Annotated in this window: 17 protein-coding genes; 3 read left to right on the top strand and 14 right to left on the bottom strand. The window is 67.9% G+C overall.

Annotated features, from left to right (window positions below; translation table 11 throughout):
- Position 1: 1 nt before the first annotated feature.
- From BSY239_RS16135 to BSY239_RS16105, 8 genes are all read right to left on the bottom strand, one after another.
- Positions 2–208: a DUF4089 domain-containing protein gene (locus BSY239_RS16135; RefSeq protein WP_069047691.1), complete on the bottom strand. Its 207-nt coding sequence runs from the start codon at positions 206–208 to the stop codon at positions 2–4.
- Positions 205–1026, bottom strand: coding sequence for an ABC transporter ATP-binding protein (locus BSY239_RS16130; protein ID WP_069047690.1), 822 nt, complete (start codon positions 1024–1026; stop codon positions 205–207). Before BSY239_RS16130 ends, BSY239_RS16135 begins: the two co-directional genes overlap by 4 nt.
- Entirely contained in the window at positions 1023–1838 is an 816-nt protein-coding gene (locus BSY239_RS16125; protein ID WP_069047689.1) for an ABC transporter permease, read from the bottom strand. Before BSY239_RS16125 ends, BSY239_RS16130 begins: the two co-directional genes overlap by 4 nt.
- Before the next feature lie 5 nt (positions 1839–1843).
- Positions 1844–2860 carry an ABC transporter substrate-binding protein gene (locus BSY239_RS16120; RefSeq protein WP_069047688.1) on the bottom strand — a complete coding sequence of 339 codons (1017 nt, stop codon included), beginning with the start codon at positions 2858–2860 and terminating at the stop codon, positions 1844–1846.
- 191 nt (positions 2861–3051) lie between these two features.
- Positions 3052–3201 carry a DUF3096 domain-containing protein gene (locus BSY239_RS22170; protein WP_083240016.1) on the bottom strand — a complete coding sequence of 50 codons (150 nt, stop codon included), beginning with the start codon at positions 3199–3201 and terminating at the stop codon, positions 3052–3054.
- Positions 3202–3332: 131 nt separating this feature from the next.
- A complete protein-coding gene (locus BSY239_RS16115; protein ID WP_069047687.1) occupies positions 3333–3968 on the bottom strand; it encodes a histidine phosphatase family protein in 636 nt (211 codons plus the stop codon).
- A 110-nt stretch (positions 3969–4078) separates the two neighbouring features.
- A complete protein-coding gene (locus BSY239_RS16110; RefSeq protein ID WP_069047686.1) occupies positions 4079–5050 on the bottom strand; it encodes a PDR/VanB family oxidoreductase in 972 nt (323 codons plus the stop codon).
- Positions 5051–5053: 3 nt separating this feature from the next.
- The gene (locus tag BSY239_RS16105) at positions 5054–6613 is read right to left on the bottom strand and encodes a Rieske 2Fe-2S domain-containing protein (protein ID WP_069047685.1); all 1560 of its coding nucleotides are present in this window, start codon (positions 6611–6613) and stop codon (positions 5054–5056) included.
- 159 nt (positions 6614–6772) lie between these two features.
- Here BSY239_RS16105 and BSY239_RS16100 point away from each other — a divergent pair, with 159 nt between their 5' ends.
- Positions 6773–7438 carry a GntR family transcriptional regulator gene (locus BSY239_RS16100; protein WP_069047684.1) on the top strand — a complete coding sequence of 222 codons (666 nt, stop codon included), beginning with the start codon at positions 6773–6775 and terminating at the stop codon, positions 7436–7438.
- A 21-nt stretch (positions 7439–7459) separates the two neighbouring features.
- Here BSY239_RS16100 and BSY239_RS16095 read toward each other — a convergent pair whose 3' ends face one another.
- A complete protein-coding gene (locus tag BSY239_RS16095; protein WP_156775508.1) occupies positions 7460–7774 on the bottom strand; it encodes a hypothetical protein in 315 nt (104 codons plus the stop codon).
- Between the two features lie 165 nt (positions 7775–7939).
- On the opposite strand from BSY239_RS16095, the gene BSY239_RS16090 reads away from it, so the two are divergent.
- Positions 7940–8392, top strand: coding sequence for a hypothetical protein (locus BSY239_RS16090; RefSeq protein ID WP_156775507.1), 453 nt, complete (start codon positions 7940–7942; stop codon positions 8390–8392).
- Between the two features lie 56 nt (positions 8393–8448).
- Here BSY239_RS16090 and BSY239_RS16085 read toward each other — a convergent pair whose 3' ends face one another.
- Genes BSY239_RS16085 through BSY239_RS16075 form a run of 3 tightly spaced genes read right to left on the bottom strand, consistent with a single transcriptional unit; the run spans position 8449 to position 11250 of the window.
- Entirely contained in the window at positions 8449–9294 is an 846-nt protein-coding gene (locus BSY239_RS16085) for a S1 family peptidase (RefSeq protein ID WP_083240015.1), read from the bottom strand.
- Positions 9291–10415 (bottom strand): extracellular catalytic domain type 1 short-chain-length polyhydroxyalkanoate depolymerase, encoded by a 1125-nt coding sequence (locus BSY239_RS16080; protein WP_069047681.1) that lies wholly within the window; start codon positions 10413–10415, stop codon positions 9291–9293. The genes BSY239_RS16085 and BSY239_RS16080 overlap by 4 nt, the downstream gene beginning before the upstream one ends.
- 13 nt (positions 10416–10428) lie before the next feature.
- Complete coding sequence (locus tag BSY239_RS16075) at positions 10429–11250, bottom strand: alpha/beta fold hydrolase (RefSeq protein WP_069047680.1); 822 nt, start codon at positions 11248–11250, stop codon at positions 10429–10431.
- Between the two features lie 157 nt (positions 11251–11407).
- Here BSY239_RS16075 and BSY239_RS16070 point away from each other — a divergent pair, with 157 nt between their 5' ends.
- Positions 11408–12094: a cupin domain-containing protein gene (locus tag BSY239_RS16070; RefSeq protein ID WP_069047679.1), complete on the top strand. Its 687-nt coding sequence runs from the start codon at positions 11408–11410 to the stop codon at positions 12092–12094.
- Here the strand turns inward: BSY239_RS16070 and BSY239_RS16065 are convergent, their stop codons facing one another.
- The gene (locus BSY239_RS16065; protein WP_069047678.1) at positions 12095–14605 is read right to left on the bottom strand and encodes an ABC transporter permease; all 2511 of its coding nucleotides are present in this window, start codon (positions 14603–14605) and stop codon (positions 12095–12097) included.
- On the bottom strand, positions 14589–15287 hold the full coding sequence (locus BSY239_RS16060) for an ABC transporter ATP-binding protein (protein WP_069047677.1): 699 nt from the start codon (positions 15285–15287) through the stop codon (positions 14589–14591). Before BSY239_RS16060 ends, BSY239_RS16065 begins: the two co-directional genes overlap by 17 nt.
- Positions 15288–15525: the final 238 nt, after the last annotated feature.

Raw genomic sequence — 15525 nt, 5'->3', positions numbered from 1 at the left:
CTCAGTGTTGTGAAGCTTGAAACGGCGCCGGGCAGTAGATCTCGGCGGGCTCGTCGTGCGGTGCCAGTTCGAAGCCGTCGAGCAGCGCAGCCAGTACCGCGGTGCGTTGCAGGTGGGTGGCCACGCGCTGCGCTTGCGCTTCGCTCAGCGGCAGGTCCACGGCCAGGGCCGCGGCCTGCACATAGGCCAGGGTCTGCGGCTCGTTCATCGGCGCACCTCACGCTGGAAGATTTCCAGGCTGCGCTTTTTCGCGGCGATGAAGCTGGCCTCGGACAGCGTGGCGGTGGTGCGCGGACGCGGGTCGTCGTAAGGCAGGATCTCGGCCACCTTGGTGGGCCGCTTGGTGAGCAGCAGCACCTGGTCGGCCAGGTACACGGCTTCTTCCAGGTCGTGCGAGACCAGCACCATGGTGGTGCCGGTCTGCATGAAAACCTCCTGCAGCTTCTCGCGGATGAACAGCGTCATCTCGAAGTCCAGCGCAGAGAAGGGTTCGTCGAGGAACAGCACCTCGGGGTTGGGCGCCAGCGCCCGCATGATCGACGCGGTCTGCTGCTGCCCGCCCGAGAGTTCGTAGGGGTAGCGGTTGAGGTCGAACTTCACGTCGAACGAGGCCACCAGCTCGGCCATGCGGCGGTCCACCTCGGCCTTGCTCCTGCCTTCGAGCTTGAGCGGGTAGGCGATGTTGTCGATGGTGCGCATCCACGGGAACATGGCCTCGCGGTAGTTCTGGAACACGTAGCCGATCTTGGTGTCCTTCAGGCTCTTGCCGTCGAACAGGATCTCGCCGCTGTCGATCGGCACCAGGCCCGCGATCATGTTGATCAGCGTGCTCTTGCCGCAGCCGTTGGGCCCGAACACCGAGACGATCTTGTGTTTGGGGATGTCGAGGTCGAAGTTCTCGTACAGCGGCCAGCCGGCAAAGTACTTGGTGAGGCCGCGGATGGTGATGTGCGTGCCGGCCGGACCGGGCTGGAAGGCAGGCGCGGGCACGTCGGCAAACACGGGGGCATTCAACACAGTGCTCATCTTCCGCTCCAGTGGACGATCTTGCGTTCGATCAAGAGAAACAGCACGTTGAGCGCATAGCCCAGCGCACCCGCGGCCAGGATGGACGCGTACATGTCCTTCACGTTCATCACCTGCTGCGAGTTGATGATGCGGTTGCCCAGGCCGCTGTCGGCGCCGATGAACATCTCGGCCACGATCACGATCACCAGCGCCATGGAAACGGCCGAGCGCAGGCCCACAAAGCTGGGTTGCAGGCTCTCCCAGATCAACACGTCCTTGAACACCTGCCAGCGCGTGGCGCCCATCACCTTGGCCGCCATCACGCGCTGCTTGCGCGCGTTGATCACGCCGTAGGCGCTGTTGAAGATCACGATCAGCAGCGCACCGAACGCAGCGATGGCGACCTTGTTGATGTCGGACACGCCGAACACCATGAGGAACAGCGGGATGAGGGCCGACGAGGGCGTGGAGCGGAAGAAGTCGATCAGGAACTCCACGCTGCGGTAGGCCTTCTCGTTGCTGCCGAGCAGCACACCCAGGGGCATGCCGACCACAGCCGCGATCAGGAAGGCCTGCACCGTGCGCCAGACGGTCACGGCAAAGTCGGTCAGCAGCGGGCCACCGGCCAGGCCGCTGAGCAGGGCGCCGATGGCATCCACCGGTGCGGGCAGCAGGATGGGTTTGATGAAGCCGGTGCGCACCACCAGGTCCCAGATGATGAAGAGCACGACCGGGCCCACGAAGGGCAGGGCGCGGCCCCAATCGGTCTTGCGCGCCGTGGCCACGGGGGCGTTGGCTGCGGGCGGGGTCCAGGGCTTGGCGGCTTCCATCGCGTTCAGCCTTTGTAGATCATGGTGTCGACCATGAGACGCGAACTGAAGATGCCCTTTTCGGAGAACAGGTCGAAGAACTTCTGGAAGTGGCCGATGTCGGCGGGCGTGAACTCGCTGTACATGGTGTAGGCGGCCAGCGGCACCTCGCCCGCGAGGGCGCCTTCGATGGGGGTGTAGCCCGTGAGGTACTTGCGTGCCTCCACCGGCTTGCTGCGCACGTAGGCCACACCCTTGGCGTAGGCTGCGACAAACTTCTTCGCCGCCTCGGGGTTCTTCTTGATGAACTCGGACGACAGCGACGCCGAGCCGCCGAACCACGGCGCCATGTTGTCGCCCAGCACATAGCGCGCAATGACACCGGCCTCCAGCACGCGGCTGGTGCCGTTCATGCGGCCAATGGTGCCCGTGGGTTCCAGCGTGTAGGCGCCGTCGATCTGGCCGGCGGCGAGCGCGGCCACGTGCTGGCCGATCGGCAACTCGACCACGGTGGCGCCGGTGGCACCACCACGCTCCAGGATGGTCTTGGCCAGCGTCACGTTCTGGATGCCGGGGCCCGAAGCCACGCGCTTGCCCTTGAGGTCGGCCATCACCTTGGCGGGGCTCGCCACGGGCACGATGACCTCGTCGAGCACGTTCTTCACGTTGCTCGGGTTGGAGCAGAAGATCTTGAAGGTGCCGGGCTGGGCCAGTTCGCCGATGGCGATGTTGGCCGAACCGGTGCCGTTGGCCGTGCCATCGGAGCGGCCCGAGAGCACCGCTTCCATGACCTGCTGCGCACCGGCGAATTTGAGCGGCTCGACGTCCAGACCGGCTTCCTTGAAATAGCCCAGCTCGATGGCCGAGTAGAACGGCAGGCCTGCGGCAATGGGCCAGTAACCCAGGCGGACCTTGGTGGCGGCCTGCGCGCGCACGATGCCGGGCGCGCCCAGCAGGCCGATGGCCGCACCCGCAGCGCCAAGCTGCAGCACGGTGCGTCGGTTGGTCGAGGTGGACAGGGCGGTGGCGGTGAAGGTCTTCATGGATGGGCTCCAGCGGGTTGAACAAACAATGACGCACCAGGATGGAAGCGGCCCGCACCAAGCGTGAGCATTCCGTCTTGTATTCAAGATGGCTTGCAAGCTTGATGCCAACCTGCGGACGTGAAAAAGCCCACCGCACTTGGCGTGCGGCGGGCTTGCGTGGTCGGGTGGTGCGGCTCAGGCCGCGTGCATCACAAACCGAGGTTGCGGCCGAACAGGCCGATCACGCCCACGATGATCAGGTAGACGGCAACGATGTAGTTCAGCATGCGCGGCATCACGAGGATGAGGATGCCGGCGATGAGGGCCACCAGGGGGCCAATGCTCAGGTTCAGGTTCATGGTGGTATTTCTCGAAGAGGGTCGTGCTGGCGCCGCAGAGGTTGTGGCGCACCAGCCCGATCATTGGATCATGTTGGCCCACCCCCCGCGGCGTCTGTGCGACGCCATACACATCCAACCCAAGGCTCCATTCATGGCGTGGAGCCCAGCGCCGCCCAGTCGGCGACCATGAGGCGGGCCAGCACCGTCCAGCCCGTGGTGCCGGGGCGGATCACGGCGGCTTCGCCCTCGCTCAGGTGGGGCGCGCCGGCCACCGCACGAAACGGCGTGCCGTGGCCCACGATCCAGCGGTTGGTGCCGACGGGGACCGGCGTGGCCAGCAGCTGTTTGAGCCCAGCGTAGTCGTTGCCCTGCGCTTCGCGGATCTCGTTGCGTGGCGTCACCGTGGTCAGCATCAAGCGCGCGTGGTCCATGGTGCGGCAGTAGGGACTGGCCAGGGCCTCGCCCACCGGCAGCTGCAGCGCGCGGATGCGTTGGCCGATGGCGGTGGCGTCGCGCTGGCCTTGCGGCGAGAGCAGGCGCTGGTTGTCGCAGTCGGTGTACGAGCTCATGGCCGAATCACCGCGCGAGAAGTCGGTGGCGGTGTGGCGGAAATAGACCACGTAGCCGCCGCTGCGCAAGGCACTGAGCAGGGCAGGGCCTTGCAGCGCAGCGCCGGCCGCGGGCGCGGACGACGCGGCATTGGCGATGGTGGGCTGGGCGTGGGCGGTGAGCGCGGCGCAGATGAGCAGCAGCGCGGGCAGGGCAAAGAGGCGGTGGGTGAACATGGGTGGCTCCAGCTGCCCGCGCAGGGGCGGGACGGGAAGGCGTGCGGGATGGCGCATGAATGACTTCACGACGGCTGGCGAAGTTCCAGTCCGCAGCAGGGGCCGGGATGTCACAGGTGCAGCGTGATGCTGCGGCTCAAGATGCGGGACACGCAGGGCGTGAGGCAATGGTTCTTCTCGGCGTCGTCCAGGATGAAGTCGTTGTGCTCGACCTCGCCGTCGGCATAACCGGTCTTGCAGGTGCCGCACAGGCCGCTCACACACGAGGTGGGCACATGAATGCCGTGCTGGTCCAGAAAGTCCAGCAGGTTGCTGCCTTCGGGCAGGACGAGTTCCCGCTCCGACTTCGACAACTTCAGGGTGGCGCCGGTGGTGGGAGCCAGCGGCTCGGCCCGGGTGGGTGCCTGGAAGTGTTCCGAATGCACGGTGCCCGGCTGCCAGTGCGCCGCGGCTTGCGCGCAGGCTTTCATGAAACCGGGCGGTCCGCAGAAATACAGGTGCGTGCCCGCAGGCTGCACCGCGAGCAGCGCCGCCAGATCCAGCCCCGCGCCCACCACACCGTTGTCGAAATGCCAGCGTGCCGAGCCCGGCACCCGGCGGTTGAGTTCAACCAGCTCTTCGGTGAACGCCGCCACCTCGCAGGAGCGTGCGCAGTAGTGCAGTTCGAACGGTGTGCCGGCCTGCAGCAGGCTGTGCGCCATGGACTTCAGCGGCGTGATGCCGATACCACCGGCGATCAGCAGGGCCGATGTCTGCTGCGGCTGCAACTCGAACTGGTTGCGCGGGCGGCTCACCTTCACCGTGTCACCGACCTTCAACGCCTCGTGCACGCGCAGCGAACCACCGCGTCCGTTGAGGTCCTTCAACACCCCGATGACATACCTGTGCGACTCCGCCGGGTCGTTGCACAGCGAGTACTGGCGCACCAGGCCGCCAGGCAGGTGCACATCGATGTGCGCCCCGGCGGTGAAGGCGGGCAGGTGCTCGTGGTCGGGCGCGCGAAGTTCAAACGAGTGGATGCCGGTGGCTTCCAGGCGGATCTGGCGGATCTGCAGCGCCAGCGAAGCGTCGAGTTCGTCCATGGGTCAGGCCGTCGCGGCGCTGGCCTTCATCTCGGCCTCCAGCGCGAGCATGCGGGTCTTGACGAACTGCTCGCGCTCCGCGCCCTTGAGGTGTTCGCTCTCGGCCAGCATGGTCACCACCGCCTTGGTCACGTGGCGGCGGCGCACGATCTCGTCTTCCACCCGCGCACCCACCGGGATCTCCAGCACATTGCCCGAACAGAAACTGCGTGGTGCGCCGGCGGCGTCGCGCAGCCAGTCGGCAAAACCCTCGGCGCTGGCGGCCTTGTTGGTGCCGCGCACGGCATCGCGCAGCAGCTTGCGGAACATGTAGACGCCGGCGTCGAGCTTGGTCGGGTTCTCCAGCGCGTGCACCGCGATCGGCCGCTGGCTGATGATGGCTTCGTAGTCGCCCGGGGCGTACTGCGCCTGTTTGTAGTTGGCGCGCGCGCGGTGATCGCCCGGGATCTGCGGCCGGTCGTTGATGGTGAGTCCGCCAAAACGTTCGGGCCGGCGCAGCGCCACCTGGCCTTCCAGGAAGTCGATCGACTCGTAGCCCACGAGCTCCCTGATGCCCACGCCGCGCGTGTCGATGCCCGGGCCCATCACGCGCCAGCCGATCATCTTGCTGTTCACGTCGTCCACCGGCACCGTCCAGCGCACGATGTGGAAGCGGCTGAAGTGCTTTTGCGCCGAGCCGTCTTCGGAGGTGTAGGCGTGCAGGCTCAGGTTGGGCAGCACCTGGTGCTGCACGCGGATGAACAGGCGGTCGTCGCTCACGCGGCGCGCACCCGCGCAGGCCAGCGAGCGGCCGCCCTGCACCGGCACGAACTGCATGTCGGGCGCCACTTCCATGGAAGGCGCGCCGACCTCGTCGAACGTCGTGCCCTGGAACTGCCCGTTCACCACGTTCTTGGCCGAGTGCAGCGTGGCGGTGTGGAAGTTGTCGGCCGCGTTGTCCTGCACCTGCAGCCAGTTGCAGTGCTGGAAGTTGCTGTAGGGCACGAGTTCGTCACCGGGCAGCACGGTGAAGTTGCCTTCCCACTCGGGGAAGGGCGGTTCTTTCTCGGGCGGGCCCATGTAGGCGAACACCAGGCCGTTGCGCTCGAAGGCCTTGTAGGCACCCTGGCGGATCGAGCAGGCGTAGCGCTCGGCGTCCGCTTCTTCGCCCTTCGGAAAGGGCACCTTCAGGCAGGTGCCGTCGATGTCGAACACCATGCCGTGGTAGCAGCACATGATCCCGCGCTCCTGGATGGAGCCGTATTCGAGCGACGCACCTCGGTGCACGCAGTGCGCGTGCAGCAGGCCGACGCGGCCGCTCTTGTCCCGAAAGGCCACCAGCTCCTCGCCGAGGATCTTCAGAAAGTGCGGCGTGTCGGTGAGCTCCATGGACATGCAGACCGGTTGCCAGAAGCTGCGCATGTACTCGCCCGTGGGCGTGCCCGGGCCGACCTCGGTCAGCTCCGGGTCGTGGCTCGGGATCTTGTTGGTGTGGTACCCGCCGTAGGGAATCAGCTTTTTCTCCACCGGTGGTGCGGTGCCGGTCGAACGTTGGCTGTCGTGTTTGTCCATGGGCTGGGTCATGCGGTGTCTCCGTCGGGTAGGGGTTTTGTGGGTTCTGAACTCTGTATACAGAGTTCAAAGATAGGTGGAATGCCCCGGCCTGTCAACCCGAATGACCCTGCCCTTGGTTTACCCTTCGGGCTGTCGCTGTACTTTGTATCCAAAAACCAGAAGGTTTCCATGTCGTTCACGGCCAAGCTCCCCTCCCGCACCAACTACGTGGACGAGGTCTACAAGGTGCTGCTGGACGCCATCAGCGACGGCTCGCTCGCCCCGGGCACCCGCATCACGCAGGAAGAGGTGGCCGAGCAGCTCGATGTGTCGCGCTCGCCCGTGATCCAGGCCCTGCGCCAGCTCAAGACCGACGGTCTGGTCCAGGACGCGCCCGGGCGCGGCGTGCTCATCGCCCCGCTCGACCCGCAGACCATCGGCCACGTGTACAAGATCCGCGGCGTGCTGGACGAACTCGCCGCGGGCCTCGCGGCCGAGCGTTGGGCGCGTATCGACCCCGAACTCATCCGCAAGGGGCGAGAGATCAGCCTGGGCGACGACGTGCGCGCCATGATCGACGCCGACATGGCCTTCCACCGCGCCGTCTACCAGGCCAGCGGCAACCCGCTGATTGAAGACAGTTCACGCATGCACTGGGTGCACCTGCGGCGGGTGATGGGCGGCGTGATCCAGCTGCACGGCATGCGCCGCCCCATCTGGGACGAGCATCAGGCCATTGCCGATGCCATTGAAGCGGGTGACGTGGCCCAGGCGCGCCAACTGGCGCTGCAGCACACGCTCAATGCCAGCGAGAACCTGCTGGCCCGACTGGGACTGGAAACCGCTGCCCCCTGAGCGGCAGGCGGCCACAAACGGCTATTGGTCCGGCAAAGCGGTCGACTTCAGTTCCGGCAACCCACCCGCCAGCGCCCGTTGGAAGTGGGATTCGCGCACGCTGGACTTGCGCCGCCATTGCCGGATCACCGCCAGCGTGGTGAGGCGTTGAACCAGGTCCAGGCCGGGGTAGACCACCGACAACACCTCCAGCGCGGCCTCTTTGGGTGAGAGGTACTCGCGCAGCCCCATCACCACCGCCTCGTCGCACAACGCCGGGTTCAAACTGCCCGGCTGCAAACCCAGCTCGCGCAAAGCGGCCGTCAGTGCGCGTCGGTATCGAAATCTTCTGAACATGGGACCTTGGAGGATGGCGGCCTGTCGGCGTTCCTGCGCGGAGAGACAACTGTGATCTCCCGCGCAGGGGTGCGCTGGAGCACAGACCTTAAACGCTGCCGCAGGTAGCGTGGGCCCTGAACGTCGGGCGCACACAGTCGCTCGTCGCTCCAACAGGAGTCCCCCATGAAATCAATGTCTTCCCTTTTGCTTCGCACCAGTGTGGTGGCGGCCTGCGCCTTGTCCGGCGTCAGCGCCTGGGCCCAGACCACCTACGAGCAAGACCGCGCCGCCTGCATGCGCAGCGACTCGCAACACGAGCGCACCAGTTGCCTGCGCGAAGCCGGGGCGGTGCGCGCCCAGGGCCAGAACCGCGCGCCGGGGGCCACGCCCGAAGCCCGCATGGAGAACGCGATGAAGCGCTGTGCCGACCTGCCGCCGGAGAACAAATCGACCTGCGAGCGCATGGTGCATGGCGAAGGCACCGTGAGTGGCTCGGTGGCCGGCGGCGGTCAGATCCGCGAACTGGTCACCACGGTCCCGGCCGTGCCGCCCATGCAACCCATGCCGCCAGGGCAACCTTCACCGCAACCCATGCCGCCCCTGCAGCCCATGCCGGGCGCGCCGGCCATGCGCTGAGCGTCCAGACCGGAGGCGCGCACCAGGGCGCAGTCCCGCTCGGCGGTCGCTGAAGTTCACGCCGCCGAATCGCCCTCCCGCGGTGTGGTGAGCGTGAGCAGAATATCGGCGTACCAGGCGCAGTTCAGGCCCAGCGACTCGTCCAGCACCAGATCGCGGTCGCCCATGTCCATGCGGGCCGAGTGCACGCCCATCAGTTTCCAGGGCAGGGCAGCGCTCTGCGCTTCGGGAGAGCTGTCGCGCATCACCACCGCCGCGCCGCTGGTGCCGCGGTGGGTGCGGGCGTCGGTGAGGAAGTAGCCGTTGCCCTGGAAGCGGATCCCGTAAGGCGAGGCAATGATGGCGTGGCGCAGCACCGGCAGGTGGTGCAGCGCGTCGTGGAACCCGAGCGGAAAGCCCACCACCAGCAACGACTCGCCGGGGTGCACTTCGTCAAAGCTGGTCGGCAGGTGGGCCGGGCTGAAGGCTCGGATCACCGACTCGTCGGGCAGCGCCGCGCGGTCGAGTTCGATCACGGCCACATCGATCTCGCCACCGCTGTCCTTGCCCTGGCGCCACACGGCCGCACCCTCGTTGTAGAGCAGCATCGAAAAGCCGGTGGAGCGCGTGAGGTTGGAGGCGTCCAGGTGCAGTTCGATCTCCAGCCGGTCGGGGAAATGCTGGGTGGCTTCGTCAATCACCACGTGCCGGCTGGTCACCAGATACAGGCGGTCGTCCCGCTCGAAAAAGAAACCGCTGGCGTTGGTCAGGGGTTGCTTGCCATGGAATGTGGACACGCGCGGTGCGGCCAGAAACAGCGGGTCGACCGGGGCCGTGATGGGTGCCACCTCGTCGCCTTCGGCGTTGCCGGTGGTGGGCGCAATGATTTGCGGTGGGTCGGGATAGATCGGGGGTCGGTTCATGGTTTGAGTGTCGCACCCTTCATCGCGAAGAGCGCGAAGGGGTTGAAGAGCAAAGGAATGTTGACGGCGGGCGGTGCGGCCAGGCGCGCCGGCACCTGGGCTGCCACGGTTGCCCGGGCGGAGGGAAACTGTTTCGAGACAAAGGCCCAGACCAGTCGCGAGGCGTCGGGCCCTTGCGCGTCGCTGTAAGGCTGGTTGGCTGCGCCACCGCTCCAGGCGTGGCCGAGCTGGTCCACGTTGATCAGGGTGGCGGCGGTGCGCCCGCGGTGTTTGAAGTCGGTCACCTGCATGGGGTGGCGCTGGCCGCGTTGCTGGCTGCGCGGTGCGCCCGCGGCAGCGCCACCGGCAAGTGCCCACACGCCGGCCGCAGCGGCGCCGTTGCTGGAGGCCACCACGGCATCGCGTCTGCCTTGAATCACCAGCAGCGGCGGCAGCGGCAACAGTTGACCCGGTGGGGGCGACCAGGGCGCGGGCATGCGGTGCCCACGCATGGCGGCGAGCGCGGTGGCGGTGGAGTCGGCCGCGCCGGGGGCAATGCCCGAGTGCATCACCACCGCCTTGAAGCGCGCCGGGTGGCGCGAGGCGATGAGCGCGGCCATGCTGGCGCCGGCCGACAGGCCCGCGAGGGCCACGCAGGCCCGGTCCACCGGCTGCAGCAGGCACACCTGGTCGATGGCGGCCAGGATCAGCGACACCTCGCCGTGGGCGCGCCCGCTGCGCGTGTCAAACCAGTTCCAGCAACGCTGGGCGCTGGCCAGGCGGTCTTGCTCGGGGTAGAGAACCAGAAAGCGCTCGCGTCTGGCCAGCGCGTTCATGCGGGTGCTTTGCGCAAAACCCGCCGCATCCTGGCCGCAGCCGTGCAGCATGACCAGCAGCGGCAGGCGCTCGCCGGCTTGCAACGCGGGCGGCCGGTAAAGACGGTAGCGGCGCGCGCCGCCGGGGCCGATCGCCATGCCGCTGAGCCAGTCGCCCGGTGTGGCCGGTGGCTGCTTCGGGGTGGCCGCGCGTTTCACGGCGGTTTTGACGGCGCGCGTCTGCGCACGGCGCGTGTTGCGCGTGAGCGTGGCCAGGTTGCGGTTGAACAGCTTCAACCAGCTGGACGCTGCCGTGCGCTGGGCCATGGCGTGAAGCCTCTCAGGCTTTCAGAAACGCCAGCAGGTCCTTGGCCAGGCGCTGCTTGTGGCTGACGAACAGGCCGTGCGGTGCGCCTTCGTATTCGATGAGCTGCGACCCGGCGATGCCCGCAGCCGCGAGGCGGCTCGATGCCGCGATCGGCACCGTTTTGTCGTCGGTGCCGTGGATCAGCAGCGTGGGCACCGTGAACGCGGCGAGGTCGGGGCGGAAGTCGGTGCTGGAGAACGCGCGCATGCTGGCCACGGTGGGGCGCAGGCCGGCCTGCATGGCGGTGTTGTGCGCCCAGCGCAGGGTCTCGTCGCTCACGCGGCTGTCGGGGGAGGCGTGGCTGAAGAAGTCACGGAAGAAGCCGGTGAAGAATTTGGCGCGGTCGTCCCCCAGGGCCTTGGCGGTCTTGTCGAAGGCGGAGGCTTCCGCGCCCGTGGGGTTGTCGGGGGTCTTCAGGCGAAACGGCAGCACCGACGAAATCAGCGCGGTGCGCGCCACGTGCTTGCCGTTGTGGCGCGACATGTAGCGCGCCACCTCGCCGCCGCCCATGGAAAAGCCCACCAGCGTGACGTCTTCCAGCTTGAGCTGCTCCATCACCTCCCACAGGTCGTCGGCCAGGGTGTCGTAGTCGTAACCGTTCCAGGGTTGTGACGAGCGGCCGAACCCGCGCCGGTCGTACGAGATGACGCGGTGGCCGGCCTCGACCAGCGACATGGCGAGATCGTCCCAGCTGTCGGCGCTCAAAGGCCAGCCGTGGATCAGCACGACGGGACTGCCCTCGCCCCAGTCCTTGAGGTAGAGCGAGGTCTGGTCGGCGGTGGTGATGCAGTTCATGGAATCTTTGGAACTTGAAAACGAAAGCTTCCAGTGTCCGAAACGCCCCGGTCCGTGTCTGTTCGACACCGCACGAAGCCGTGGTGGCGACAAAGGCCCACACGTGCAGGGCCGTCGCTGCCGTGCTGCAATCCCCCCTGGCAACAGACTTTTGGCCATGAACCTCAACAACGACTTTTCCCTGCGCGCCACCGACCGGGCAGACACGGCCATCTGGCAGCCCTCGCCCTTGCCGGGGGTGGAGCGCCGCCTGCTCGACCGCGTGGGCAACGAGGTGGCACGTGCCACCAGCGTGGTGCGTTATGCACCCGGCTCGCGCTTTGATGCGCACACCCACGGCGGCGGCGAGGAAATCCTGGTGCTCGAGGGTGTGTTTTCGGACGAGACCGGCGACCACCCGGCCGGCACCTACCTGCGCAACCCACCCGGCACGCGCCACGCGCCGTTTTCGGTGCCCGGCTGCGTGTTGCTGGTGAAGCTGTGGCAGTTCGCCGCCGACGACCTCACGCCCGTGCGCATCAACACGCTCACCGAACCCTGGCGTCAGGGTCTGGTGCCGGGACTCACAGTGATGCCGCTGCACGAGCACGACGGCGTGAGCACGGCGCTGGTGCGCTGGGCGCCCCACACACAGTTCAACCCGCACCGCCATCCCGGTGGTGAAGAGATCTTTGTGCTGGAAGGTGTGTTTCGCGACGAGCACGGCACCTACCCGCGCCACAGCTGGCTGCGCAACCCGCGCTGGAGCCAGCACACGCCCTTCACCGGCCCCGAGGGCGCGTTGATCTGGGTGAAGGTGGGCCACCTGGGCGCCACCTTCCTGGAGCCTGCGTTCGCCGCTTGATCAGGTGCCGCTGCGCAGCAGCATGGCCGGGTTCAGCCGCATCTGCGCGAGCAGGTAGCGCGCACCCAGCCCCAGGCTCACACCGCTGACCCCCAGCGCGGTGAGCGCGCCGGTCCAGTACAGGCCCATGGGGTCCAGGTCGAGCCGCCAGCGCAGCAGGCCGGTGGCCAGCGCGCTGCCGGCCAGCATGGCAAAACCGGCGGTCACCACCGCGAGCAGCAGGTATTCCCAATACAGCACACGCCGCAGACTGGTCAGGCGCGCACCGACGGCGTGCATCACCGTGGCCTCAAACACCTGGCGCGCGCGGCTGCTGGCCACCACGCTGGCGAGCACCAGCAGGCTGGCCGCCAGGCACACGCCGGCGATCACCGCCAGACCCGTGCTGGCGCGGCCCATGAGCGCACGCGTCTCGCGCAGCAGCGACTCGGTGCGCACGGTGGCGATGTTGGGCGCGGCGGCGGCCAGCTGGTCTTGAGCGGCCAGGGCCTGGTCGGCGGGCAGCCAGGCGGCGCCCACGTGGCGCGTGATGTAGGGGTCGAGCACACCGTCGCTGAAGATGCCTTCCAGCCACAGGCGCGCCTGCATCCGCTGCTGGCTGTAAATGGCGGCGAGCTCGGCCTGCACCGGTGCGCCCAGGATCTCGAAGGTCAGTTGGTCGCCCACCTTCAGGCCCAGCTGGTCGGCCTCGCGGTCTTCCATGGCCACCAGTGGAGCGCCGCTGTGGTCGGCCGGCCACCAGGCGCCGTTGCGGATCACCACGTCGTCGATGTTGCCGGCGCGGCTGCTGAACTTCTGCTCGTCGCGCGCTTCGCGCACGCGCTCACCATCGCTGCTGTCGCGCAGCACTTCGCCGTTCACCTCGATCACACGGCCCAGCACCAGCGGGGCCGTGGTGACCTCGCGCAAGCCAGGCTGCGCTTCGAGCGTGTCCTGCAGCAACGGGATCTGCTCGGTCTGCACGTCGTAGAACACCATGGCCGGCGCGTTGGCGGGCACGGTTTCGTTCACCGTGCGCAAGAGCGAGGTGACCACCAGCGTGCAGGCCACCAGCAGCGTGAGCGCGGCACCCAGCGAGAGCAGGGCCGCGCGCAAGGGTGAGTCGCTGCGCTGCAGGCCGGCCATGGCCAGGCGCAGTTCAAACGGCATCGTGGCCCCGGGCCGGTGGAGCTGGCGGCGCGCCAGGCCACGCAGCAGGCGCGTCACGCCTTCGAGCAGCACCAGCAGCAACACCGTGGCCACCACAAAAGCGAAGCCGAAACGTGCGTCGGGCACGCTGGCCACCACCAGCACACCCACCACCGCAGCCACACCGCCGGTGAGCCACCACACGCGTCGGGGCGTCTTGAGCGTGTTGCCGTCGATGCCGCGAAACAGCGCGGCCGGCGATACCGAGAGTGCGCGGCCCAGCGCGGGCAGCGCAAACGTGAGCGCGGTCAACACACCGAAGCTCAGGCCCACCAGCGAGGGCAGCCACAGGCTGGCCACCAGCGGCGCCAGCGGCAGCTGCTGCGCGGCGGCCAGCGTGCCGCCCAGGGCGAGCGCGTTGCCGATGAGCACACCACCCAGGCTGGAGAGCAGCGCCAGCATCAGGATCTGCAACAGCACCAGCGCGGCCAGCCGGCCGTCGCGCAGGCCCACGGCGCGCAGCGTGGCCAGCGTGCCGAGCTTGCCTTGCAGGTAGGCCTGCACGCTGTTGAACACACCAAGTCCGCCAATGAACAGCGCGGAGAAACCGATGAGCAGCAGCCCCGAGCCGATCTGGCCCAGCACCTCGGCCATGCGGTCGCTGCGTTCTTCAAACGTGCGCACCTCGGCCTGCAGGTCGGGCCAGGCGGCGATGAAGGCGTCGCGCCACGCGGCGGCGGGCTGTGGCGTGCGAACGCGGTAGTGGTACTCCACGCGGCTGAGCGGCTGCACCAGGCCGGTGGCGGCCAGCGCCCCGTCGGCCACCAGCACCGGGGCACCACCCCAGTCGGCGCGCAGGCTGCGGTCGGGCTGGCGCACCACAAGGGCGCGCACCTGCAGGCGCAGGTTGCCCACCTCCACCGTGTCGCCGGGTTGAAGGTTCAGGCGTTGGGCGAGCGTGGCGTCCAGGGCCGCGCCCCACACACCGTTGCGCTCCAGCAGCGCCGCGGTCAAGTCACCCGCGGGGGCCAGTTGCACCGTGCCGTACAGCGGGTAACGCGCGTCGGCGCTCTGCAGCTCGATGAGCTGGGCCCGGCCATCGGACGTGCGCAGCATGGTGCGCAGCTCCACCAGGCGCGACACATCGGCGCGCCCGTTCATCCAGGCCAGCACGTCGGGGGGGAGTGGCGCGGTCTGCTCCACCTCCACATCGCCACCGAACAGCAGGCGCGCGTCGTTCACGAGCGCGCCAGCCACCTGGCGGTAGAGGCCGCCACCGGCCGTGACCAGCGCCACGCCCAGCACCAGGCAGGCGCAGAAGATCCACAGGTGTCGGCCGCTGGCGCGCAGGTCGCGCCAGGCCAGACTAAACAGAAACGGCATCGGGGGCCCGCACGGTGGTGTTGACTTCGTTCAGGTGGCCATCGTGCAGGCGCAGCACGCGGTCGCAGCGCGTGGCGAAGTCGGGGTCGTGCGTCACCAGCACCAGCGTGGTGCCGGCCTCGGTGTTGAGTTCAAACAGCAGTTCGCGGATGGCTTCGCCGGTGTGGTCGTCGAGGTTGCCGGTGGGCTCGTCGGCGAGCAGCAGGCGCGGGCGGTGCACCAGCGCGCGGGCAATGGCCACGCGCTGTTGTTCGCCGCCCGAGAGCTGGCTCGGGTAGTGGCCCTGCCTCTCGCCCAGACCCACGCGCTGGAGCAGTGCGGCCGCGCGCTCGTGCGCGTCCGGGCGGTTGGCCATCTGCAGCGGCAGGGCGACGTTGTCCAGCGCGCTCAGGCTGGGCAGCAGGTGGAACGACTGGAACACGATGCCGATGCGGTCGCGGCGCAGGTCGGCCAGGGCATCGGCGTCCATGCCGCCCAACTCGGTGCCGTCGATGGCCACCCGCCCGCTGGCCGGGCGCTCCAGGCCCGAGAGCAGCAGCAACAAGGAGGTTTTGCCCGAACCCGACGGCCCGGTGATGGCCACGCGTTCACCGGCGGCCACCGAGAGGTTCACCGCGCGCAACACGTCGATGCGTGCGGCGCCCAGCTGGTAGTGCATGGACAGGTCTGAAATTTCAATCATGCGGGGTGAGTTCACGTTCAAGGGCAAAGGTTCAGTATGCCGAGCGGGATGCCAGGCCGCGTGGATGTGGACTTTTTGCGCGCCGAATGGGCCTGTGTTGTGGTCGCCTGACGCGAACGCGACCACAGGCCCCTACACTGGGTACGGTATCTGCAACAGAATGTTGCGGGTGTTCCTGTGCTTGCAGGCGGACCGACAACACGTGCTTATGAAACATGGCGCAAGCCCTTCGAGGGCG

The organism is Hydrogenophaga sp. RAC07 (assembly GCF_001713375.1).
Taxonomy (GTDB): domain Bacteria; phylum Pseudomonadota; class Gammaproteobacteria; order Burkholderiales; family Burkholderiaceae_C; genus Hydrogenophaga.
Note: the sequence above shows the minus strand (reverse complement) of the source record. Positions and strands in the feature narration are given on the sequence as shown.

What these genes read in the sequence shown, in the direction of transcription:
- BSY239_RS16135 (WP_069047691.1), bottom strand. Translation starts at nt 208, where the DNA reads ATGAACGAGCCGCAGACCCTGGCCTATGTGCAGGCCGCGGCCCTGGCC.
- BSY239_RS16090 (WP_156775507.1), top strand. Translation starts at nt 7,940, where the DNA reads ATGAAATCAATGTCTTCCCTTTTGCTTCGCACCAGTGTGGTGGCGGCC.
- BSY239_RS16080 (WP_069047681.1), bottom strand. Translation starts at nt 10,415, where the DNA reads ATGGCCCAGCGCACGGCAGCGTCCAGCTGGTTGAAGCTGTTCAACCGC.
- BSY239_RS16130 (WP_069047690.1), bottom strand. Translation starts at nt 1,026, where the DNA reads ATGAGCACTGTGTTGAATGCCCCCGTGTTTGCCGACGTGCCCGCGCCT.
- BSY239_RS16100 (WP_069047684.1), top strand. Translation starts at nt 6,773, where the DNA reads ATGTCGTTCACGGCCAAGCTCCCCTCCCGCACCAACTACGTGGACGAG.
- BSY239_RS16105 (WP_069047685.1), bottom strand. Translation starts at nt 6,613, where the DNA reads ATGACCCAGCCCATGGACAAACACGACAGCCAACGTTCGACCGGCACC.
- BSY239_RS16065 (WP_069047678.1), bottom strand. Translation starts at nt 14,605, where the DNA reads ATGCCGTTTCTGTTTAGTCTGGCCTGGCGCGACCTGCGCGCCAGCGGC.
- BSY239_RS16120 (WP_069047688.1), bottom strand. Translation starts at nt 2,860, where the DNA reads ATGAAGACCTTCACCGCCACCGCCCTGTCCACCTCGACCAACCGACGC.
- BSY239_RS16070 (WP_069047679.1), top strand. Translation starts at nt 11,408, where the DNA reads ATGAACCTCAACAACGACTTTTCCCTGCGCGCCACCGACCGGGCAGAC.
- BSY239_RS16110 (WP_069047686.1), bottom strand. Translation starts at nt 5,050, where the DNA reads ATGGACGAACTCGACGCTTCGCTGGCGCTGCAGATCCGCCAGATCCGC.
- BSY239_RS16085 (WP_083240015.1), bottom strand. Translation starts at nt 9,294, where the DNA reads ATGAACCGACCCCCGATCTATCCCGACCCACCGCAAATCATTGCGCCC.
- BSY239_RS16125 (WP_069047689.1), bottom strand. Translation starts at nt 1,838, where the DNA reads ATGGAAGCCGCCAAGCCCTGGACCCCGCCCGCAGCCAACGCCCCCGTG.
- BSY239_RS16075 (WP_069047680.1), bottom strand. Translation starts at nt 11,250, where the DNA reads ATGAACTGCATCACCACCGCCGACCAGACCTCGCTCTACCTCAAGGAC.
- BSY239_RS16095 (WP_156775508.1), bottom strand. Translation starts at nt 7,774, where the DNA reads ATGTTCAGAAGATTTCGATACCGACGCGCACTGACGGCCGCTTTGCGC.
- BSY239_RS16060 (WP_069047677.1), bottom strand. Translation starts at nt 15,287, where the DNA reads ATGATTGAAATTTCAGACCTGTCCATGCACTACCAGCTGGGCGCCGCA.
- BSY239_RS22170 (WP_083240016.1), bottom strand. Translation starts at nt 3,201, where the DNA reads ATGAACCTGAACCTGAGCATTGGCCCCCTGGTGGCCCTCATCGCCGGC.
- BSY239_RS16115 (WP_069047687.1), bottom strand. Translation starts at nt 3,968, where the DNA reads ATGTTCACCCACCGCCTCTTTGCCCTGCCCGCGCTGCTGCTCATCTGC.